This window comes from Amycolatopsis sp. NPDC104587 (genome assembly GCF_055583645.1).
Genome location: NZ_JBVJNO010000007.1, coordinates 435361 through 452700, shown reverse-complemented (window position 1 = coordinate 452700; position 17340 = coordinate 435361). Strand labels below are relative to the sequence as shown.

The 17340-nt window shown below is 70.7% G+C and carries 40 protein-coding genes; 8 read left to right on the top strand and 32 right to left on the bottom strand.

Annotated elements, in window-relative coordinates:
* Positions 1-173: 173 nt before the first annotated feature.
* The 7 genes from ACZ61C_RS24315 to ACZ61C_RS24285 form a co-directional block, all read right to left on the bottom strand.
* Entirely contained in the window at positions 174-1565 is a 1392-nt protein-coding gene (locus tag ACZ61C_RS24315; protein ID WP_465310091.1) for a phage terminase large subunit, read from the bottom strand.
* Positions 1566-1568: 3 nt separating this feature from the next.
* The gene (locus ACZ61C_RS24310) at positions 1569-2336 is read right to left on the bottom strand and encodes a hypothetical protein (protein ID WP_465310090.1); all 768 of its coding nucleotides are present in this window, start codon (positions 2334-2336) and stop codon (positions 1569-1571) included.
* A 27-nt stretch (positions 2337-2363) separates the two neighbouring features.
* Entirely contained in the window at positions 2364-2765 is a 402-nt protein-coding gene (locus ACZ61C_RS24305) for a hypothetical protein (RefSeq protein ID WP_465310089.1), read from the bottom strand.
* A 14-nt stretch (positions 2766-2779) separates the two neighbouring features.
* Positions 2780-2962, bottom strand: coding sequence for a hypothetical protein (locus ACZ61C_RS24300; RefSeq protein ID WP_465310088.1), 183 nt, complete (start codon positions 2960-2962; stop codon positions 2780-2782).
* 62 nt (positions 2963-3024) lie between these two features.
* Entirely contained in the window at positions 3025-3162 is a 138-nt protein-coding gene (locus ACZ61C_RS24295) for a hypothetical protein (protein ID WP_465310087.1), read from the bottom strand.
* Between the two features lie 134 nt (positions 3163-3296).
* The gene (locus ACZ61C_RS24290) at positions 3297-3566 is read right to left on the bottom strand and encodes a hypothetical protein (protein ID WP_465310086.1); all 270 of its coding nucleotides are present in this window, start codon (positions 3564-3566) and stop codon (positions 3297-3299) included.
* Positions 3559-3771, bottom strand: coding sequence for a helix-turn-helix domain-containing protein (locus ACZ61C_RS24285; RefSeq protein WP_465310085.1), 213 nt, complete (start codon positions 3769-3771; stop codon positions 3559-3561). Before ACZ61C_RS24285 ends, ACZ61C_RS24290 begins: the two co-directional genes overlap by 8 nt.
* Positions 3772-3864: 93 nt before the next feature.
* On the opposite strand from ACZ61C_RS24285, the gene ACZ61C_RS24280 reads away from it, so the two are divergent.
* The 8 genes from ACZ61C_RS24280 (at position 3865) to ACZ61C_RS24245 (ending at position 6865) form a co-directional block, all read left to right on the top strand.
* Positions 3865-4185 (top strand): hypothetical protein, encoded by a 321-nt coding sequence (locus tag ACZ61C_RS24280; protein ID WP_465310084.1) that lies wholly within the window; start codon positions 3865-3867, stop codon positions 4183-4185.
* 57 nt (positions 4186-4242) lie between these two features.
* Complete coding sequence (locus ACZ61C_RS24275) at positions 4243-4605, top strand: RapZ C-terminal domain-containing protein (protein ID WP_465310083.1); 363 nt, start codon at positions 4243-4245, stop codon at positions 4603-4605.
* A 93-nt stretch (positions 4606-4698) separates the two neighbouring features.
* The gene (locus tag ACZ61C_RS24270; RefSeq protein WP_465310082.1) at positions 4699-5037 is read left to right on the top strand and encodes a DUF6011 domain-containing protein; all 339 of its coding nucleotides are present in this window, start codon (positions 4699-4701) and stop codon (positions 5035-5037) included.
* A 20-nt stretch (positions 5038-5057) separates the two neighbouring features.
* Entirely contained in the window at positions 5058-5447 is a 390-nt protein-coding gene (locus tag ACZ61C_RS24265) for a hypothetical protein (RefSeq protein WP_465310081.1), read from the top strand.
* Positions 5448-5537: 90 nt separating this feature from the next.
* The gene (locus tag ACZ61C_RS24260; protein WP_465310080.1) at positions 5538-5669 is read left to right on the top strand and encodes a hypothetical protein; all 132 of its coding nucleotides are present in this window, start codon (positions 5538-5540) and stop codon (positions 5667-5669) included.
* On the top strand, positions 5666-6064 hold the full coding sequence (locus ACZ61C_RS24255; protein WP_465310079.1) for a hypothetical protein: 399 nt from the start codon (positions 5666-5668) through the stop codon (positions 6062-6064). Before ACZ61C_RS24260 ends, ACZ61C_RS24255 begins: the two co-directional genes overlap by 4 nt.
* An 11-nt stretch (positions 6065-6075) precedes the next feature.
* Complete coding sequence (locus tag ACZ61C_RS24250) at positions 6076-6264, top strand: hypothetical protein (RefSeq protein WP_465310078.1); 189 nt, start codon at positions 6076-6078, stop codon at positions 6262-6264.
* Between the two features lie 121 nt (positions 6265-6385).
* Positions 6386-6865, top strand: a complete 480-nt coding sequence (locus tag ACZ61C_RS24245; protein ID WP_465310077.1) for a hypothetical protein — start codon at positions 6386-6388, stop codon at positions 6863-6865.
* Between the two features lie 64 nt (positions 6866-6929).
* On the opposite strand, the gene ACZ61C_RS24240 is transcribed toward ACZ61C_RS24245, so the two are convergent.
* The 25 genes from ACZ61C_RS24240 to ACZ61C_RS24120 form a co-directional block, all read right to left on the bottom strand.
* The gene (locus ACZ61C_RS24240; protein ID WP_465310076.1) at positions 6930-7142 is read right to left on the bottom strand and encodes a hypothetical protein; all 213 of its coding nucleotides are present in this window, start codon (positions 7140-7142) and stop codon (positions 6930-6932) included.
* Positions 7143-7179: 37 nt separating this feature from the next.
* Positions 7180-7350: a hypothetical protein gene (locus ACZ61C_RS24235; protein ID WP_465310075.1), complete on the bottom strand. Its 171-nt coding sequence runs from the start codon at positions 7348-7350 to the stop codon at positions 7180-7182.
* Between the two features lie 13 nt (positions 7351-7363).
* The gene (locus ACZ61C_RS24230; protein ID WP_465310074.1) at positions 7364-7627 is read right to left on the bottom strand and encodes a helix-turn-helix domain-containing protein; all 264 of its coding nucleotides are present in this window, start codon (positions 7625-7627) and stop codon (positions 7364-7366) included.
* Positions 7624-7872 carry a hypothetical protein gene (locus tag ACZ61C_RS24225; RefSeq protein WP_465310073.1) on the bottom strand — a complete coding sequence of 83 codons (249 nt, stop codon included), beginning with the start codon at positions 7870-7872 and terminating at the stop codon, positions 7624-7626. The genes ACZ61C_RS24230 and ACZ61C_RS24225 overlap by 4 nt, the downstream gene beginning before the upstream one ends.
* The gene (locus ACZ61C_RS24220) at positions 7869-8987 is read right to left on the bottom strand and encodes a hypothetical protein (RefSeq protein ID WP_465310072.1); all 1119 of its coding nucleotides are present in this window, start codon (positions 8985-8987) and stop codon (positions 7869-7871) included. The genes ACZ61C_RS24225 and ACZ61C_RS24220 overlap by 4 nt, the downstream gene beginning before the upstream one ends.
* Entirely contained in the window at positions 8984-9229 is a 246-nt protein-coding gene (locus ACZ61C_RS24215; protein WP_465310071.1) for a hypothetical protein, read from the bottom strand. The genes ACZ61C_RS24220 and ACZ61C_RS24215 overlap by 4 nt, the downstream gene beginning before the upstream one ends.
* Positions 9226-9468 (bottom strand): hypothetical protein, encoded by a 243-nt coding sequence (locus ACZ61C_RS24210; protein ID WP_465310070.1) that lies wholly within the window; start codon positions 9466-9468, stop codon positions 9226-9228. The genes ACZ61C_RS24215 and ACZ61C_RS24210 overlap by 4 nt, the downstream gene beginning before the upstream one ends.
* Positions 9465-9950, bottom strand: coding sequence for a RusA family crossover junction endodeoxyribonuclease (locus tag ACZ61C_RS24205; protein ID WP_465310069.1), 486 nt, complete (start codon positions 9948-9950; stop codon positions 9465-9467). The genes ACZ61C_RS24210 and ACZ61C_RS24205 overlap by 4 nt, the downstream gene beginning before the upstream one ends.
* Positions 9947-10111 (bottom strand): hypothetical protein, encoded by a 165-nt coding sequence (locus ACZ61C_RS24200; RefSeq protein ID WP_465310068.1) that lies wholly within the window; start codon positions 10109-10111, stop codon positions 9947-9949. The genes ACZ61C_RS24205 and ACZ61C_RS24200 overlap by 4 nt, the downstream gene beginning before the upstream one ends.
* The gene (locus ACZ61C_RS24195; protein WP_465310067.1) at positions 10104-10274 is read right to left on the bottom strand and encodes a hypothetical protein; all 171 of its coding nucleotides are present in this window, start codon (positions 10272-10274) and stop codon (positions 10104-10106) included. The genes ACZ61C_RS24200 and ACZ61C_RS24195 overlap by 8 nt, the downstream gene beginning before the upstream one ends.
* Positions 10271-10627 (bottom strand): hypothetical protein, encoded by a 357-nt coding sequence (locus ACZ61C_RS24190; RefSeq protein WP_465310066.1) that lies wholly within the window; start codon positions 10625-10627, stop codon positions 10271-10273. The genes ACZ61C_RS24195 and ACZ61C_RS24190 overlap by 4 nt, the downstream gene beginning before the upstream one ends.
* On the bottom strand, positions 10620-11075 hold the full coding sequence (locus tag ACZ61C_RS24185; RefSeq protein WP_465310065.1) for a hypothetical protein: 456 nt from the start codon (positions 11073-11075) through the stop codon (positions 10620-10622). Before ACZ61C_RS24185 ends, ACZ61C_RS24190 begins: the two co-directional genes overlap by 8 nt.
* Positions 11068-11325 (bottom strand): hypothetical protein, encoded by a 258-nt coding sequence (locus tag ACZ61C_RS24180; RefSeq protein WP_465310064.1) that lies wholly within the window; start codon positions 11323-11325, stop codon positions 11068-11070. Before ACZ61C_RS24180 ends, ACZ61C_RS24185 begins: the two co-directional genes overlap by 8 nt.
* Positions 11326-11575: 250 nt before the next feature.
* Positions 11576-11749: a hypothetical protein gene (locus ACZ61C_RS24175; RefSeq protein ID WP_465310063.1), complete on the bottom strand. Its 174-nt coding sequence runs from the start codon at positions 11747-11749 to the stop codon at positions 11576-11578.
* A complete protein-coding gene (locus ACZ61C_RS24170; RefSeq protein WP_465310062.1) occupies positions 11746-12183 on the bottom strand; it encodes a hypothetical protein in 438 nt (145 codons plus the stop codon). The genes ACZ61C_RS24175 and ACZ61C_RS24170 overlap by 4 nt, the downstream gene beginning before the upstream one ends.
* The gene (locus ACZ61C_RS24165; RefSeq protein WP_465310061.1) at positions 12183-13097 is read right to left on the bottom strand and encodes a hypothetical protein; all 915 of its coding nucleotides are present in this window, start codon (positions 13095-13097) and stop codon (positions 12183-12185) included. Before ACZ61C_RS24165 ends, ACZ61C_RS24170 begins: the two co-directional genes overlap by 1 nt.
* Positions 13097-13360 (bottom strand): hypothetical protein, encoded by a 264-nt coding sequence (locus ACZ61C_RS24160; RefSeq protein WP_465310060.1) that lies wholly within the window; start codon positions 13358-13360, stop codon positions 13097-13099. Before ACZ61C_RS24160 ends, ACZ61C_RS24165 begins: the two co-directional genes overlap by 1 nt.
* Before the next feature lie 124 nt (positions 13361-13484).
* On the bottom strand, positions 13485-13673 hold the full coding sequence (locus ACZ61C_RS24155; RefSeq protein ID WP_465310059.1) for a hypothetical protein: 189 nt from the start codon (positions 13671-13673) through the stop codon (positions 13485-13487).
* Complete coding sequence (locus ACZ61C_RS24150; protein WP_465310058.1) at positions 13670-14776, bottom strand: hypothetical protein; 1107 nt, start codon at positions 14774-14776, stop codon at positions 13670-13672. Before ACZ61C_RS24150 ends, ACZ61C_RS24155 begins: the two co-directional genes overlap by 4 nt.
* Positions 14773-14985, bottom strand: a complete 213-nt coding sequence (locus ACZ61C_RS24145; protein ID WP_465310057.1) for a DUF6011 domain-containing protein — start codon at positions 14983-14985, stop codon at positions 14773-14775. The genes ACZ61C_RS24150 and ACZ61C_RS24145 overlap by 4 nt, the downstream gene beginning before the upstream one ends.
* Positions 14985-15611, bottom strand: a complete 627-nt coding sequence (locus ACZ61C_RS24140) for a hypothetical protein (protein ID WP_465310056.1) — start codon at positions 15609-15611, stop codon at positions 14985-14987. The genes ACZ61C_RS24145 and ACZ61C_RS24140 overlap by 1 nt, the downstream gene beginning before the upstream one ends.
* Positions 15611-15985, bottom strand: a complete 375-nt coding sequence (locus tag ACZ61C_RS24135) for a LuxR C-terminal-related transcriptional regulator (RefSeq protein ID WP_465310055.1) — start codon at positions 15983-15985, stop codon at positions 15611-15613. Before ACZ61C_RS24135 ends, ACZ61C_RS24140 begins: the two co-directional genes overlap by 1 nt.
* The gene (locus ACZ61C_RS24130) at positions 15982-16698 is read right to left on the bottom strand and encodes a hypothetical protein (protein WP_465310054.1); all 717 of its coding nucleotides are present in this window, start codon (positions 16696-16698) and stop codon (positions 15982-15984) included. The genes ACZ61C_RS24135 and ACZ61C_RS24130 overlap by 4 nt, the downstream gene beginning before the upstream one ends.
* Complete coding sequence (locus tag ACZ61C_RS24125; RefSeq protein ID WP_465310053.1) at positions 16695-16955, bottom strand: hypothetical protein; 261 nt, start codon at positions 16953-16955, stop codon at positions 16695-16697. The genes ACZ61C_RS24130 and ACZ61C_RS24125 overlap by 4 nt, the downstream gene beginning before the upstream one ends.
* On the bottom strand, positions 16952-17305 hold the full coding sequence (locus ACZ61C_RS24120) for a hypothetical protein (RefSeq protein WP_465310052.1): 354 nt from the start codon (positions 17303-17305) through the stop codon (positions 16952-16954). The genes ACZ61C_RS24125 and ACZ61C_RS24120 overlap by 4 nt, the downstream gene beginning before the upstream one ends.
* Positions 17306-17340: the final 35 nt, after the last annotated feature.

Here is a 17340-nt window from a genome sequence, read left to right as displayed (position 1 = left end):
GCCTCCCCCGGCTGGCCGCTCGTCCCGGAGTGCGCCAACCGCTGCACAGCGATGCTACCGTGCCGGACAGCTGGTCCGCCGGAGCCTGCGGGGCAACCACCGCGCACGCCGTGCGTGAATCGCCGTTCCGGAATGGATCTGGGCGATGCCCTACAACTCCGGCGCCCAGCCCTCTACAGCCACCGCACGCCCGGCCGGCCGCGGAGATCCCGCTGCGCCACCACATACCGCGCCGTGTCACAGCAGTCGTCCTGCTCCTTCAACGGAGCCTCCTTCAGCTTCTTCCCCGCCCCCGTGTCCCACACGTACCCCGGGATCTCCTCCGCCAGACACGTCGGTGCCGCCGCGTCCACCAACGCCTGGTCCCGCTTGAGCAAGCTGTCCCGGAGCAGGAACAGCCGCGGCCGGCCATCGTGGTCCGCCGGGCGGAGCCGCACGGCGAGCGCCTGGATGCCGTCCGACACGGTCTTCTTCGCCGCGGTCGTCGACATCCCCAGGTGCCGGGCCAGAGTCGCGCGGTCCTCAGCGTCGTGGTCGCAGATGATCGCGCGGGGCCGCGGCTCCTTCCATGTCCCGTCCGGGCGCTGGACCGCGCCGAGCATGATCCGCGCGTGGTCCTCGACCAGCGTCTGGGTCATCACGTGCTCGCGGTACAGGTACAGGCGGCCTTCGGGGTCTTCGGCCCACCACTGCGCGACGAACGGGTGCACGTACCCGAAGTCGACCGCCCACCAGCGGGTCCAGTCGTCGGGGATGTCGAACCGGTCGATCACGTGCACGGAGCGGTCGAACCCGTCGTAGATCACGCCTTCCGACGACACCCACAGGCCGTCGCGGAGCCGGAGACGCCGGACGCCGGTGAGCGCGTCCAGCTTCGCCAGGTACGCCGCGCCCCGCGGTGTCGGCCGGCCAGCGTCGTCGACGAGGACCGGGTTGTCGGAGTGCTTGCAGTCGATCATCGTGGTGGCGCCGGAGTTGCAGCGCTGCTTCAGCCAGTGCGTCTCAGCGTCCGGGTTCGTGTCGGCGATCAGCTGCTGCACGTCGGTCTTGCCGTTGCGGAGCCGGGTAGTGATCGCTTCCCAGTCGGTCGCGGTCAGCTCGATCGCTTCCTGCACGTAGACGACGTCGTACTCCGACGACATGATCTTCGTGGGCTTGTCCATGCCGCCAACGTTGATCCGCGACCCGTTCGAGTACCGGTAGCACGCGGCTTCCTGCGCCGAACCGCCGTACCACTGCACGACGCCGTGCTCGATCGCCTCCTGCGCGACGTGCTCCCGATAGGTCACCAGCGCAGTCGACGTCATCGACACCTGGGTCTTGCGGACGATCAGGCCGCGCATCCCGGGGTTGCGGATGCACATCTGGTGCAGCTTCTCCAGGCACGCCCTCGACTTGCCGGTGCCGGCCGGGCCGGACATCAGCACCTCGGGCTCGTCGCAGTCCAGGAGCTTCTTCGCGGCGCCGCGGGGCTCGTAGGTGTGCAGCCGGAGCGCGGCGTCGGCCTCGTCGGCCTGCTCCTCGAGGGCTTGGGCGAGCATCGCTTCGAACGTCGCGGCGGTCACGGTCTACCCGACCAGCTGGAGGTGGCGGGCGGCGGCGATCTTCGCGGGGCCGCGCGCGTTGACGGCGACGCCGGCGGCTTCGAGGGCGGCGTCGATGGCGGCGAGCGCGACCTGGACTTGCTTCTCGGCGAGCCGGACCTGCCGTTCGGCCAGCCCCGCGGCGACGGCTTTGGCAGCGAAGTTGGCGCAGCGGTCGCGTTCGGTGGCTTCGAGTTGGGCGAGGCCGCGGATGGCTTCGCCGGTGGCGTAGACGGAGCCGTTGGCGGCGTCGTAGGTGTTGCCGACGAGCGCGGCGACTCCGCCGGTGGTGAAGATCTTCTTGAGGTCGTCGCGGGCGACTTGCAGCGCGGGCCGTTCGTCGCCGGTCTCGCCGGTCTGGATCAGCTCTTCGGCGTCGTGGGCGTCCTTGAGGCGGTCGGCGGCGTCGTAGGCCTGACGGAGCAGCTCGGCGTACAGCTCGCAGCGTGCGGCGGACTGCGACACCATCCGGAGCAGGATCTCGCCGGGGTCCACTGTGGAGTCGCCGAGACCCCAGGAGATCAGCTCGGCGCGGACGGCAGCCTTGGCGCGGACCTGGGGGGTGCGGCCGCCGTGGGACCAGCAGACGGTGGCACCGGTCATGGCGTGGTTGTCGCACGGGCGTCGCTGGATCTCGCCGTCGTCGTCGCGGAGGTACTCGCCGTCGTCGCCTTTGAGCTTGACGGTGCCGACGCACATGGGGTTGGAGGGTGAGCCGGCGGGCTTGCTGTGCGTCGGGTTCCTGGGCGTCATCGGGCTACTCCTCGCGCGAGGGGCTGGTCATGGCCAGACCGGGGTGTTGGGGTCGTGGCCGTTGCGGGCCTCGTGCGTGTACTCGGCCGGGCCGTAGCAGAAGAGCGCGTCGGGGTTGGCGTGGCGGATCCGGACGTCGCCCGCGATCGCGCGGCCGAGCCCGTCGGTGGCGAAGAACCACTCGTAGCGGAACGGGTGTCCGACGTACGGCGCGAGCCCGGCCGCGCGATGTTTCCGGAGGACGCGTTCGCGGCGCGGCTCGGCGGTGATCGACGCGTCGGGGTCGACGAGTTTCGCGCGGACCGGCTGCGGGATCGGCAGGTGGATCTCGTCAGCCCGGTAGTTGCCGCGGCCTTCGAGCCAGTCGGCGAGCCAGGTCTGGTCGCGGTAGGCGGGGTGCCACTCCAGCGGCGCGGGCGGGGTGCTCATGGGTCCAGTGTGCGTCATGGTTCCGGTTCTTCCGTCGCGCCGGGCTCGATCACTTCGCTGTACCGCGCGAGCACATCGTGGAACTCGACCGAGCGGTGCCCAATCGTCTCGACCACGTAATAGCGGTTGTCGGTGATCTGCGCGGTCTGCACGACGTTGGGGTGCGGCCAGTGATCCGCGACGATCTCCGAAACCACCCCGGAGATCGTCGACTTGAACTTCGTCCCGACCGGGAACCGCGGAAGGTCCTCCGGGCGGGTCACCGGTCGTCCCAGTCGTAGAGGTGGCCGTTCCACGGCCCGTCCGGCGAGTTGACCTCGTCGTCGACCGACATGAACCAGGCCAGGAGCACCGCAAAGATGAGAGCGCAGATGAACAGCAGCGCTCGGCCGCTCACGGCGCGGGCAGCTTCTGCGCGCTGATCACCGACACGCAGCCAGGGCACAAGATCCCGCCCGGGCCGGCCGGAGCCTCGCCGCACTTCGAACACATCGGGGCAGGGGCCTCGTCGCTCAAGGGTGTCTCCTTCGGTCAGTGCGATAGGCAGGTGCAGAACATGCCCTGGCAGAAGTAGCAGCTCGGCTTGCCATCGCACCGGTTGCAGCCGCCGCAGCCGATCGGCACGGTGTGCCGCTCGACGGCGCCCGGGTCGCTCGGGTCGTACTCGTCGCGGCAGACGGTGCACGTCTTCGTGGCAGGCGCGGAGACGGCGGTGAAAGCCGCACCGAACGCCGCCGTGACGCGGTCAGCGAAGCCTTCGGCGTCCGCCATGGTCACGCCGAGCTGGAACAGGTCAGGCATCGGGGGTCTCCTCCTTCTCGGCCGTCTTGATGATCGAGTCGACGGTGGGGGCGGCGACGCCGAGCACCTTGGCGATGCGGTACTTCGACCAGCCGGCGTCCCGGGCCTTGACGACGGCTTCCTGGCGGCGCGTGCGCGCCTGGAGCGCTTTGTCGAGGGCTGCCTGCGCGGCGACCAGCTCTTTCTCGATGGCGGTCTCGTCCATTGCAGCAGCGTACACCAGTGTGCCTACACCCCCTTGCGCTACGCATACCAGTGTGCCTATACTGGTGTCACACCACGAGCTCCGGAGGACACCATGGCCAGCACCACCACCAACGCCGACCGGATCGCCGCCCTCTACCTCGACCTCACCAGCGGCAAGCTCTCCCGCTTCATCCGCCTGGCCGACGTGCGAGCCGCCCTCGGCGACATCCCCCGCGCCGACCAGGACGCCGCGCTCGACTACATCCGCAAGGGCGGCCTGGCCGACGTGGTCAAGGGCGACAAGGTGGTCCAGGTCGACGGAGTGCTCTCCCCCGACAGCAACCGCCGCGGCCTCACTGACGCCGACCACGCCGCCGCCGTCCCCAACGGCAAGCAGCCGCTGCACCTGGTGGCCTTCCAGCTGGCCGGCTGACCCAGCCCCCCGCCCCCGGCTCCGGTCGGGGGCACCCGCCCCGCGAGAGGAGGCGACGTGATCACGCTCATCAGCTTCGGCTACCTGCATGACCGGCCGCCGCGCGCAGACCGCGTCGAGGACGTCCGTGACCGGCTCCGCGACCCCGCGGCCGCCGCGGGCCTGCTCGACCTCGACGGGCACCACCCGCGGGTCCAGAGCGTCGTCTTGGGCACGCCGGGCGCGCGGGAGCTCCTGGACAACCTGGTGGCGTACTGCCTCCTGGTGCCCGCTCCTGCGCGGGTGGCGGTCGGGTGCGCGGGTGGCCGGCACCGTGCGCCGAGCCTGGTCATCTTGCTGGCGCGTCGCCTCCGGGCGCGCGGCGTGGAGATCGAGGTGCGGCACAAGCACATCCACCGGCCGCGCGTGCTGAAGGGCTGACCGCACCACCTTCACATACTAGTGTGCGCATACCTATTGCTTTGCGCATACTCGTATGCGTACACTGGTGTCACACCAGAGAGCGAGGCCCCGATGACCGCCACCGCCAAGTGCACCCGCTGCCACCGGGCCCTCCGCTCCGCCAGCTCCATCGCCCGCGGCTACGGCCGTCACTGCCACCGCCTCCACCGCCAGGAGCAGGCCGCCAAGCTCGTGCTCGCCAGCTACTCGGCCTCGCAGGTCGAGAGCGTCAAGCAGCTCCTCGCCGACGGCGGCCTCGCCCGCACCGGCCGCACGACCTTCATGGCCGTCGCCTCCAACGGCGTCGACCGCTACACCGTCAGCACCGCGCACGCCTCGTGCACCTGCCCGGCCGGGACCCACGGCCGCGCCTGCTATCACCTCGCCGCCGCCACCCTGGCCGCCGCGTGAACGTCCACAAGGGAGACATCATGTCGAACACCCTCACCGTCCGCCGCGGCTCCCGCGTCCTCTACACCCTGACCGACTGCGCCGGTGTCGGCCACGTCGAGGGCGAAAGCTTCTACCGCGGGAGCGCCTCGTTCGTCTTCCGCTTCGAAGACGGCTCTGTCGGCTGGGCACCCCAGGGCCTCGCCGTCCTGGTGGCCGTCGACGCGGGCACAGTGCTGGTCGAGGACGAGTGGAACAACGTCGGGCGCCTGTGCAACCTGCCTGGGGACGGTGCCGCCGGCCGCGTCGTCGAGCTGGACCGCCCCTGGCACGTGCGTGCCGCGGTGAGCGGCAGCCGCTACCTCGTCGAGCACCTGGACCACGGCGTCGTGCGCCTCGTGACGCACCAGGAGATGACCAACCTCTACTGATCGTCCGCCCCCGCCGCGCGTAGGCGCCGCCGGTCCGCGACCGGGCGGGGGCACTCACCCACCGTCCACATCAGACAGGGAGAAGCCGCGATGACGGATTCGATCGAGATGCCCGAGCAGGACGAGCCGGAGAACGGCGACCGGAAGGTCGTCGACGGCACGCCGTACACCTACAGCGGCGGAGGGTGGGTTCAGGACGACGAACCCGGCTACGACTGGTGACCGACCTCGACGTCACCGTCGATCGCACCTGGTGCGGGAAGACGCGTGCCCGGCTCGTCGGCCGCGCCGACGGCGTCACGGTCGACGTGACGGTCACCGGCTGGCGGCGCAGCTCGGTGCTCGCCGAGGCGCACGCCACGTTCGAAGCCGTCACCGCCGACCCCGACTACCTGCCCCGGAAGGGACACCCGATGCTCCGCGCCTTCGTCGTCGCCGTCCTGCTCTTCACCGGCTTGCCCGCGGTGGCCGGCGCGCCCGAGCACCAGGTGTTCAACGACACCGTGGTGCTGGACAGCTCGCAGGTGGTGGACGGGCGCGGGGTGCACGGCGCGGCGGTGTGCGCGGAGGACTCCGATGACTGCTGGATCGACTTCCACCCGACCCGCTGGTCCTGAAAGGACACATGATGGCGTTGCTGGAGCAGGAGCTGCAGAAGCTGTCGGACGCGCAGCTGCGCGCCATCATCGACCGGGGCGTGCCGGACACCGCGGCCGTGGCCCGGGCGGTGCTGGACGCGCGGCCTGGCGGTGGCGGGTCGGCTGCCGACGGCGAGGCGTGGATCCGGGCGGTGTTCCCGGAGCGGCCTTCGCTGTAGCTGAGCCGAAACGTCCTGCGCCGGGAGGCGTGGGCTTCGCCGGGGATCGTGACCCGGCCTGACTAGGGCTCCCCGTTAGGAGATCATCCGGCGTTCGCCGATAATCCTTTGTGGACGAACCATGCCCGAAGAACCCACGCCCGAAAAGTGGGCGGAAATCGAAGCTGCGGACGCCTACCTCGACGCGGTCGGCAACAAACGCGACTTCGACGACGACCTGCTCGGCGCGACCGAGTGGCGCAAAGACGTCGACGCCGAGCCGGTCGACATGAGCCAGCTCCCGTCAGCACACACCGCCCGCGGCCAACTGCCGCCGGCACTCACCACAGGAGGAACCGTGGGCACCACCGAAGAAAACATGAACACCGTCCGGGCGCAGGTCGCCCCGACCGGACAGGCGGTCGCCGCGATCACCCACGCGATGGACCTGCTCGGCGACATCGCCTCGACGATCAGCCAGGTGTCGGGGAACCTGCCCGGCCCGAACCGAGCCGCGAACATGGCCGACCAGCTGCGGACCCAGCTGGAGGCCATCCAGGGGTCTGTGATGGGGCTGACCGTGGTCATCGAAGCCGCCGCCGACAACCCGCGGTCGGTCTAGCGGCAACTGGTTGAACTAAGCGAAAGCCCCCGGCGTGTGCTGGGGGCCTTCGTCGTGCGCGGGGTCAGCTGTCGTGTTCCAACGCGTCGGCCGCTTCGGTGGCGAGGGCGGCGATTCGGAGTAGCGTGTCGCGGTCGACCTTGATCTGGACCCAGAGTCGGTCGCGCCACTGGTCGGCCATGACTCCGAAGTAGGCGTGGTCGTGTCCGTCGGCTTTCTGGATGGTGATCTTGTCGTCGTCACGCTGGCCGTTGGCTTCGAGCTTGAACCCGGTCATCGGGTCTCGATCGCTTTGGTGGGCATGGGTGGTCCTTTCAGAGTTCGAGGGTGACCCAGATGCCGGCGAGTTGGTGGATGGGTTTGCCGCAGATGGCGCAGGTGCGGTAGGGGCAGGTGTGGTCGTCGTGGTAGGGGCCGTTGGCGACGTGGACTTCGACGCCGAGGCTGGTTTTCGCGGCGGTGGTCTTGGGGGTCTGGTCGGCCACCGGGCTCGTCCTCCTACGGGTGGGGGCTGGTGTTGCCAGTGTCTCGCGGTTGGTCGAGTCTGATGTGGATGTGTGCGCCGATGGCGTCGCTGTAGCGGAGGACGGTGGAGAGGCGCGGGTCCATGCGGCCGTGTTCGATTTGCCAGACGTTCGCGGGGTTGATGCCCATGCGCCGCGCGACTTCGGCTTGGCTGAGGCCGGCCGCCTTGCGGAGTTCGGCGAGGCGGGCCCCGACGCCGGAGTCCTTCCGACGCCGAGGCTGAGCGGGCGCGGTCACAGGTACCGCACGATCGTGGCCTGGGCTTCGGCGGCCGTGGCCTCGCGCACGGGTCCGTGGTCGGCAAGTAGCTCCGGCCAGTCCATGCCCATGCTGCCGCCGGTGACGTGCGTGCCGTGGTGCTTGAACTCCTGACGGCACCACCAGTCGTCCTCGGTCCAGCTCGCCGTGACGCCGTCGTCGCACACCACGGCGGGCCGGTCGGCCGGTTCGGGGTCGCCTTCGTCCCAGGTGCGTGCGGTCACCGCCCCCACCGCCTCACGCGGTCGAGTGTGCGGCGCCACCACGGGCGCGGTGCGGGCGCGTCTCCGCCTTCGCTGCCAACGGCTGCGGCCAGCGGCCGGTACGGCTCGCCGAACGGCACGACCCGCGTCGGCCGGGCGTCGTACGAGCGCAGCCAGTCGGCGTGAGGGTTGAACCTGTCCGTCAGCAACGCCGGGTTGCCGAGGATGACGCCGCTCGGCATCTCGGCTACGGCCTTGAGCCCGTGCTCCGCCTCGGACTGTTCGACCCACAGCCGGTACGGCGTCGAGTCCTCGACGAGCTCGACGATCTCGACCGGCACGCCGAACGGGTTGCCGACCACGCCACTGAGACCAGGCGCTGTCTTCGGCACAGCGGCCCACTGCTCGCGAGTGAGCTTGATCCGTTCCGGGGGCGGCGTGTAGGGCGCGATCTTGTTGATGGCGTCGATGATCGTGTCGTAGCTGATCGGCTCGACCGGCTTCACCGGCGCGGGCGGCGGGTCGACGATGCCGAGCCTGCGTTTGGCGTCAGCGTAGGGGTCGGCGGCTTGGCGGAGCAGCTCGGCGACGAAGGTTTCGTCGAGGCCGCCGTGCGCGTTCAGGTCGTCGGCCATCGCGAGCAGCTCGGCGGCGGGCGGCGAACCTGAACCAGGACGCACGAGGTTCAGGCCGTCGGCCGAAGACCTGAACCCGCACGGTTCGGTGAGCGTATGCAGCTTGGCGAGCCGGTCGTTCATGCCCGCGTCGACCGCGGCCGTGATCGTGGCGTCGTCGTCCGACTCGACGACGCACGCCTCCTCCAGCTCGCGCAGCTCGGCCGGTGTCCGAAGCCGATCTCCCAGCGAACTCCCAGCTGCGCCCAGGCTGGGAGTTGGCGGCGCGGTGTACGGCCGGGCGGGCACGACGACCGGCTGTTCGTCGTCGGTCAGGTTGCCGGTCGCGCCGACGTCGCCGGTCTTCGGCCAGCCGCCGGCGGGGCGGGTGCGGGCGGGTGGCTGCCACGGCTCGGTCGGGGCGAGCGGGCCGTTGAGGTGCGCGCCCCAGCGGACACCGCCGCCGAGACGCGGCCCCGGTCGGCGCGGCGGTTCCGGCGGGGTGGTGGGCTGCTCGGTCACGGTGCCTCCCCCGTGCCGCGGTAGACGAGGGTGACCGGGCCGACGTACGCGAGCAGGTACGTCCAGTTCACCGACTTCGGCTGAGCGGCGGGTGGGCACGCGGCGACCCAGGTTCCGTCTCCGTTCATGCCGAACATCGTGTTGCCGGTGATGTTCTGCCAGGCGAGGCCATTGGTGTCGACGACGACCGACCCGCGGACGGGTTCGTCGGGGATGGTCGCGGCGAGCTCTTCGTTGGTCACGATGCCTCCAGGGCGGTGGTGATGACGCGCCGGATGTCGTCGGCGGCACTCTCAGTCCACATGCGATCGCCGAGGTTGTCGTAGTGGTCGGCGAGGTCGAGGACGGCACGCAGCGCGGCGATAGCCTCCGGCGCGAACGTCGCGGCCGTGTCGCCGAAGCTGACGACCTCGACGTGGTCGGGCAGCTCCTTCGCCGCGTAGGTGTCGAGCGCGGCGCGGGCGGTCTGGGCGTCGGTCATGCGGTGACCTCCAGGTTCAGGTGGTAGGGCGAGCCTTCCGGCCGGACGGCGACGGTGTCGCGGATGGTGATCAGGCAGCCGGTGCTCTCCCCCAGCTCCGCGATCCGTTTCGTGGCGCGGACATCGACGACGAACGAGTCATCGACGATCACGCCGGCGGACGTGATGGCGTCGAAAACCGCCCGGACGAGCTTGTCGAGGTCGGGCTTCTTGATCGCGGGTGGGGTGGCGCGGGTCTTCGGCGTCGACTTCGGGCGGGGCATGACGAACCCCAACTCGACGGCGACGGGCCCGTCGAACTGGGCGACCGGCACGTCACCGAACTCGACGAGGGCGCGGTGGACGGTGCCGCGCCAGGCTTTCTGCCGGTCGTTGTTGTCCTTGATCAGCACGGCGCGTTGGGTGTGCTTGTGGACGATGGCCCGCGCGGACCCTTGCGGCGCAGGGGTTCCGGGGACGAACCGGGTCAGCGGGTCGGTCATGGTCCATACCTCCACGGCTTGAGGGTGGTGAGGAGCAGTGCGGCGATGAGGAGAGCGAGCCAGTCGGAGCCGGAGTTCACGACGTAGGCCGAGATGACGGCGAGCGACGGACCGACGATGACCCAGAGGTTCCCGCGGGACGGCCGGGCGTGGTCAGCCACGGTTGGCCTCCGCGGTGATCTGCTCGTCGAGGGTGGCGTGCACGCGGCAGACCAGCTCGACGAGTTCGGTGTCGCCGACCATGCCTGCGAGGCGTTCGTGTGTGGCGGGCCGGCCGCAACCTTCGGCGCAGTACGGGACGTCGCCAGTCACATGCTCGGTCATGCGGCTCGTCCTTTCGGTGCGCGCGCTGTCGGGTTTCCGGTCAGCGCGGCAAGCAGTGCTTCGATGTCAGCCCGGTCAGGTTCGGACAGCAGCCGGGCAAGGAGACGTTCGGCGATTGCCGCCGCAGCCCCGATCCGGTCCTGTGCTCCGGCCGCGGCTGCGGTGTCGAGTGGCGCCCACTCGCCGTCGATGCGTGCTTCGAGGTCGGAGCCGACACCGACAGCCATGCCGATGTAGGACGGCCGCACGAGGTGCCAGTGGTTTTGGTGCGGGAACTGCACGGCGAGCGCGAAGCTGCCGTAGTCGTAGTAGCCGGGCGGGCTGACCCGGATCTGAGCGTGCGCTTCAGCCATCGGAGACCACCTCCCAGTCGCCGACGGGTCGGCGGACGACTTCGGTGTCGGGGTCGAGCTCGGCCTGCTTCCGGGCGGTGGCTTCGGACGCGGGGACGGTCACGGCGCCCTCGACGCCACCGAGACGCCAGCCCCACTGGGCGTCGGGCAGCAGCGCCCAGCCCGCGGCGAGGAGCGCGTCGGCGACTGCCTCGGCGTCCCAGCGGGCCGTGTGCTGCACGGCGGCCCAGCCCGGCAGGTCGCCCTTCTCGACCCCCAGGTGCTCGAGCAACCGAGGTTCGAGGATCTTGAAGACCCGCTCGACAAGATCGGCCCTGAGATCGCCTGTGCCGCGTTCAAGATCCGAGTTGGAGTGATCGTTCATTCCCGACCCGATCGCCGCGCCCTGACCCGAATCCGCCCCAGGAACCGAGGATGCCGCGCCACCGCCCGGCCGCACTTCAGCCACGATCCGCCTCCTCCGCCGCCCGGACCGCCCGCTCCAACCCCTCGACGTACCCCGCCGGGATCGGCCCCGTGTGCCGCAACACCAACGGCCCAGGCTGCGCCACAACCACCTCCGCCGAAGCCAACGCCGCGAACGCCGACGCGATCGCAGCCAACGACCCCGCCGCGTCCTGGTAGCCGGAATCGATCGCCAATTCAGCCCGCTGCAAATACGAACGAGCCTTGATCAAATCAGGGTTTCCGCTGGTCATCACACATCCTGTCGACGGGTTTCAGGAGCAGACGGGTCCAACCGCGCCGGGTGATAACCCCGCAACGCCACCCGACCCCCACGACCAGCCCGCGTGCAGCGTTGGCGCGGTGCGGCGTGGCAGGCGGGGCAGTCCCGCAGCAGCGGGCTGGTTTCTTGCTCGATCCGCAGGTCGTGGGCGGGGACGTAGGGCTGGTCGGGGGTTTCTTGCCAGAGGCCTTGGCGGCCGTTGGCGCGGGGCTTGCGGCGGGTCATCGTCGGGCTCCGGCGTGGCTGGGGCACAGGTCGCGGTCGCGGCCGAGGTGCCAGCCGTCGGCTTCGGCGCGGGCTCGCGCTTCGTCGACGGTGCGGGCCGGCCAGGATTGGCGTGGGCAGCTGCCGTCGGACCAGACGCGGTCGCACGAGACGTGGGTCCAGGTGGTCACGGCGGGCCGCCTGGGTCGGCGCGGCGGATGCGGTCGAGTTCGGCGCGGGCGGCGTCGCGAGCGGGGTCGTGTTCGCCGGTGCGGGCGGACCAGGCGCGGCGTGCGCGGGCGCTGCGGGGAAGCGCGAAGGCTTCGCCGATCAGGTCGCGCATGCGGCGCCGGTGTTCGTCACTGGCGGGCTGCCCGGCGGGGAGTGCGACGTAGCGCGGCGGTTGGCCGCGCATAGCCCGGATCTTGCGGGTGACGTCGACGGGCATCACGAAGTGGCCGTCGTTCGCGTAGTAGTCCTTGATCGCTTCGACGGCGGCGTCGAAGGTCCAGCCGGCGCGGTTGGCGGCGTCGGCCCAGGCGGCGAAGTTGAGTTCGCCGGGGCGGCGGTTGTCGTAGCCCATGGCGACGGCGAGTAGGGCTCGGACCTGGTTGTCGTCGAGCATCAGGCTCCTCCGGGGAGTGCGCGGAGCGCGGGCTGTGAGGGCTGGCTGCCGGCGAGGAACTGCGCGGCGTAGGCGTCGGTGGCGTTGGTCGGCGGCGCGGCGGTCTGGCGCCGGTTGGTCGCGCCGCGGCGTTCCTTGCGGATGTCGTCGACCAGGGCGCCGAGCAGCCGCGGGCCGATCTCGGAGCGGCTGTTCCAGCGCTCGAGTGCTTCGACGAGGGTGGGTTCGTCGACCTCGACGAGCAGCGTCGCGACCTCGATGGCGAGTGCGGTGCGGGTGCCGCTGGTCAGGTCGCGGCCGATGACGCGGTCGACGAGGCGGTAGGCGGCGGCGCTGTGCGGGCCGGTGGCGCCGCGGCCACGTGGCCGCGCGTCACCTACGGGAGCTGCCTCGAAAAGTCTCGCTTCTTCTTTCTCTGTCTCTGTCTCTGTCTCTGGCGATGTTTTGCGATCGCTTCCCGATCGCATATGCGAGTCGCTTGACCGATCGCTATGCGATCCGCTGGGAGGTGGCTGATCCGGCGGAGCGCTGTCTTCGACGCAGTACTTGCAGTCCGGGTCGAACTTGCCGGCGGCCTCGTGCCAGCGCACGTGGTTGCCCTTCCGTGCGCCTTCCTTCTTCGCCTCGATCTTCTCCGCGATCTCGCCGGCTGAACGCTGGTGCTCGAGGTAGTCGTGCATCACGACGTGGTCGTCGTAGGTCTCGACCAGTCCGGCGGCCGCGAGTTCGGCGCGGACCTTCGAGGTGCCGCGCCTCTTCCACACCGCGAGCGGCACGCGTCCGTCGGTGCGGTGTCGGGAGCACCAGCCCCACGTCGTAACGAGCAGCCGGAAACCCTTGTCGGTCAGGGCCGCTGTCTTCGGGTGGTCCTCGATGCCGTCGTGGACGCGGATGTAGGTGCGTTCGTCAGCCATCAGGCGACTGCCCCCTTCGTGCTCGGGTGCGCCGCGAGTCCGAGGCGTGCTCGGATCCGGGCCGTGGTGAACGTGGTGAGGCGGGTGTGCTGTGCGATCTCGGTGTCGGTCCAGCCGGCGACGTGGAGGTCGTAGATGAGGTGTTCGCGTTCGGAGGCGGTGAGGAGTTCGGCGGGTTCGTGTCCGCGGCGGCAGGCGTCGATGAGGGTGGGGTCGGACGTCTGGGGCCGGGAGGCGAGGACGGGGCGTGCGAGGTAGTTCATGGGGTTCGCCTCCTCGAGGTGGTTGGTGGTTGGTGGTGCCGCTCGCCCGGCGCCGTGGCTGGCCGGTCCGGCGTCCTGGGCGAGCGGCGTGCTGCGGTCGGGGCCCCTGGCCCGGCTGCAGCGGTCAGGGGATGTTGGTGGCGAGCAGCCCGAGGTCGTCCGGTCCGGGCCAGGTGCTGTCGTCGTCGTTCTCGTCGATGAGGGCGTCGAGGGTGTTGAGGACGGCGCGGACGATGCGGCGCCGGTCGCGGTCGTCGACGTCGGGTGCGGCCTTGGTGGCGGCTTGGAGGATGCGGTCGATTTCGTTGCTCATTCGTCGGTCTCCTCGTCGTCGTCGACGTCCTGGTCCTCGCCGGCGGGGGTCGTCTTGAGTTCGGCGATCGCGCGGAGCACGTCGTCGAGCTGCTCGGGCCCGACGAGGACGTCGCGGACGCGGGCGGTCAGCGTCGACGACACGATCCCGAGCCGGGACAGGTCCTCGAGGAGCCCGTCGGCGCGCTTCGAGCTGATCCGCAGGCCGCGCATGAGCAGCGTCGGCAGCGCGGACTGGCCGGACACGACGATGTCGGCGGCGCGGCCGAGTTCGCGGGTGTCGCGCTGGAGTTCGGGGAAGCCGGTGATGACGCCGGCCTGGTCCTTGACGCCGTCGGGGGTGAACAGCTTGGCCGGTTTGATGACGCTGTTCGGGGCGGGGGGCAGGTCGGGGGCGTGGACGTCGGCGGAGGGCTCTTCGCCTTCGGCGGGTGAGGTGTCGAGGTCCCAGCGGATGGGGGCGAGGGCGCCGCGGTAGTGCTCGCCGATCTGGATGAGCAGGTAGCGGTTCTGGTGGTTGCGGAACAGCTGGATGGGCGCGCCGAGCTTGGAGGAGACCTTGACGAACGGGGCGAGGCGGGCGGGGCCGATGTCGGTGCGGTTGGCGGCGGGCACGATGTGGCCTTCGCGGGCGAGGTAGGCGTCGACGTCGAGGTGGGACAGGAGGTGCCAGAGGCGGCGGGGGAAGTCGTCGACGGGGGCTTCGTGGAAGGAGAGGCGGACGCCGTCGTCGTAGAGGTTGGGGTCTTCGGAGACGGTGACGTGGCCGAGGTCGACGTCGATGAGGACTTGGTGGCCTTCGTCGTCGGTGGTGCTCTTGGCTTTGGACTTGAAGGTGGCGATGACGGCTTTGACGTCGTCGATGCCCCAGAGGGTGGGGTGGGCGAGTTGGCCGTAGGCGACGGCGTTGGTGTGGCCGACGGAGAAGCGGTCGGTGCTGGTGCCGACGAGCATGTCGGTGCGGCCGGGTTCGGTGCCGCGTTCGCCGCGGGTGGTGTGGATGAGGATGCCGGCGGTGATGCCGTCTTCGCGGTCGTTGCTGGCGGTGTGGAGGAGGAGGCTGAGGAGGTTGAGGAGGTCGTAGGTTTCGACTCGGATGCTCAAGTGGACTGTCCTTTCCGGACTTTGGTGAGGGCGGGGAAGCCGGTGAGGACTTCGTCTTCGGGGAGCCGCTTCCGGCGGTAGCGGCGCGGGATCGGGGTGGCGTGCGTGTCGTGGCCGAGTGCTCCGGTGGCGCAGACGGGGCCGTAGCCGCGGGCGACGCTGTCGGGGGCGCGGAGGGGCCGGTTGCAGAGACCGCACGTCGCGGACATCAGGCGATGACCCGCGCTTTCTTCAGCAGCTGTCGGGCGGTGTCGATCCGGGCCCAGATCTCGGGGTCGCCGCCGATGTCTGGGTGGTGGTCCTTCGACGCGGCCCGGAGCAGGACCGCGGGGTCGGTGCCGCGGCTGGACTGGGTCAGGTCGGCGAGCCAGCGCAGCGCTTCGTCGACCGACCCGAACCCGTTGGCGGGTCGGGCTTCGATGGCGCGCCACCCGGCGTACTGCTCGCCGCGGCCGGCGATGCCGTACCGGTCGAGCGCGCGAAGGTGCTCCAGACCGAGCGCGATGGCGCGGAGGTTGGCCTGCCAGGACTCGCCGTAGTAGCCGGCCTGGAACGCGTCGCAGGGGTAGGCGAGCGCGCCGTACCGGGCGGAGGTGAAGCTGATGGCGACGCCGGGGTGCTGGACGCGGGCGGAGGCCCGGAGCATGCCGTCGCGGCGGACGTCGGCCTCAGTCGCGACGACGCGGACGGCGACGGCGCCCCGCACCTGCAGGTGCTCCAGCTCAGCGGCGAGCTTCTTCAGGGTGTCGGCGTGCTTCGCCCGGAACGGGTTCGGCTTGCGGCCGGTCGTGTCCGGGTAGGGCCAGGTGGCCATGGGCTCGATCTGCCACTGCATCACGCGGGCTCCTCGATCAGGCCTTGGCGGAGCCCGACAGCGACGGCGTGCGCGCGGTCGTCGACGCCGAGCCTTCGGTAGATGCGCTTCGCGTGCGTGCTGATCGTGGCTCGCGCCAGGTGCAGCCGAGCACCGATCTCCTGGTTCGAGTTGCCTTCGGACATCAGCTGCAGCACCTCGACTTCGCGGTCCGACAGGTGCACGCCGGCTGTTTGGTAGCGGCGGCCGTTGGCGGCCTGATGCGTGGGCGGGGTCGAGTCGACGCCGGGCGGCGGGCCGGCGAGCGTGACCTTGATCCCGGAGTCCGCCAGCCTCTTCAGCGCTTCGGTGGTGGCGTCGGTGTTCGCGAGGATCACGACGGGGCGGCGGGTCATGTCGTCTCCTGGAGTTCGTCGCGGATGCGGGCGAAGAGCTGCTCGATCGGTTCGACGTCCGGCACGACCGGCTCACCCTCGGCGAAGTCGCGGATCCACGGCTGCCCGCAGACGCACGGCGCGTGCCGCCCGGCGGCGGGGTCGAGCTCGAACTGGTGCCGGTGCACAGCGGCCGGTGTGGTGTCGTGTTCGTCGGCGATCTCGTCGAGGGTCCGGTTCGCCATCGCGAGGTCGCGGCGGGCCAACGACAGCTGCTCCTCCGCTTGGGCGAGCTGGTCGGCCAAGCGGGCGTTGTCCCGCTGCGCCTGCTCGAGCAACGACGCGTCGACGCCCGCGGCGGGCCGGTCGCGGAGCTGGCCGCGGAGGGTGTCGCGTTCGGCGCGGACCTCGTCGATCTCCCGGTCCTTGGCCGCGAGCTGCTTCTTCAGCTCGGTGGCCGCGGCCGTCGCCTGGTCGTAGCTGCGTGCGTGGCCGGCGACGACCTTCCGCAGTTCGGCGGCGACGTCCTCCAGCCGCTGCTTGTCGCCGAGCAGCTGCTTGACCTGGACGTCGTCGACGACCGGCCGGTCTGCTGCGGTGAGCGGCGCGATGATCTGCGTGCGCACCGCCGTGGCGAGGTGGTCGAGATCGCCCGGCTCCTCCCCGGTGTGCTTCTGCTCGGCGCGGCGGAGGACAACGAGCGGGTCCGGGACCCGGGGCATCGTCGCGGTCACAGGCCCTCCTCGATGTCGCTGACGCTGAGGTAGCCCTGGGCAGCGAGCCAGGCCAGGGTCTCCTCGGAGCCGGCTTCGCTCAGCTCGACGTTCGCCCGGGTGGTGCAGACGTCCTTGGTGCAGGCGCACAGGTCCTCGTGCATGCCGCGGGCGTGCAGGCGGTCGATGTGCTCGGAGATGCTCCGGATCCGCTCGAGGTCTTCGAGCGGCAGACGGTCGGCGATCTCGGGGTTGTCGCGGGAGAAGACGTAGCTCATGCGGTCACCGCCGTGAGGTGGCGGGCGTGCTGCTCGACCTGGCCGAGCACCAGCACCCCGGTCAGGCCGGCGGCGCGCAACGCGGTGCCGGACGTCTCCACGGTGATCGTGACCAGGTCCCCGGCGAGGATCCGGCCGGACACGTCGATGTAGCCGCGCGGGCCCGGTGCGTGGCCGGTGAACAGCGGGTCTTCGAGGGTGCGGGCCCAGTCGACGAACGCGCCGAGTTCGTTGTCGGGGAGGGCGAGGATGGTTTGGACGGAGGTGGCGGACAGCATCTTGATCCGCTGGCCGAGGTGGTGGTTGCGGGCGTGCTGCGCGAGGTGCGCGACGGCGGCGAGAGAGGTCATCGGCGGGCGTCCTTTCGGACGAGGTAGCGGAGGTG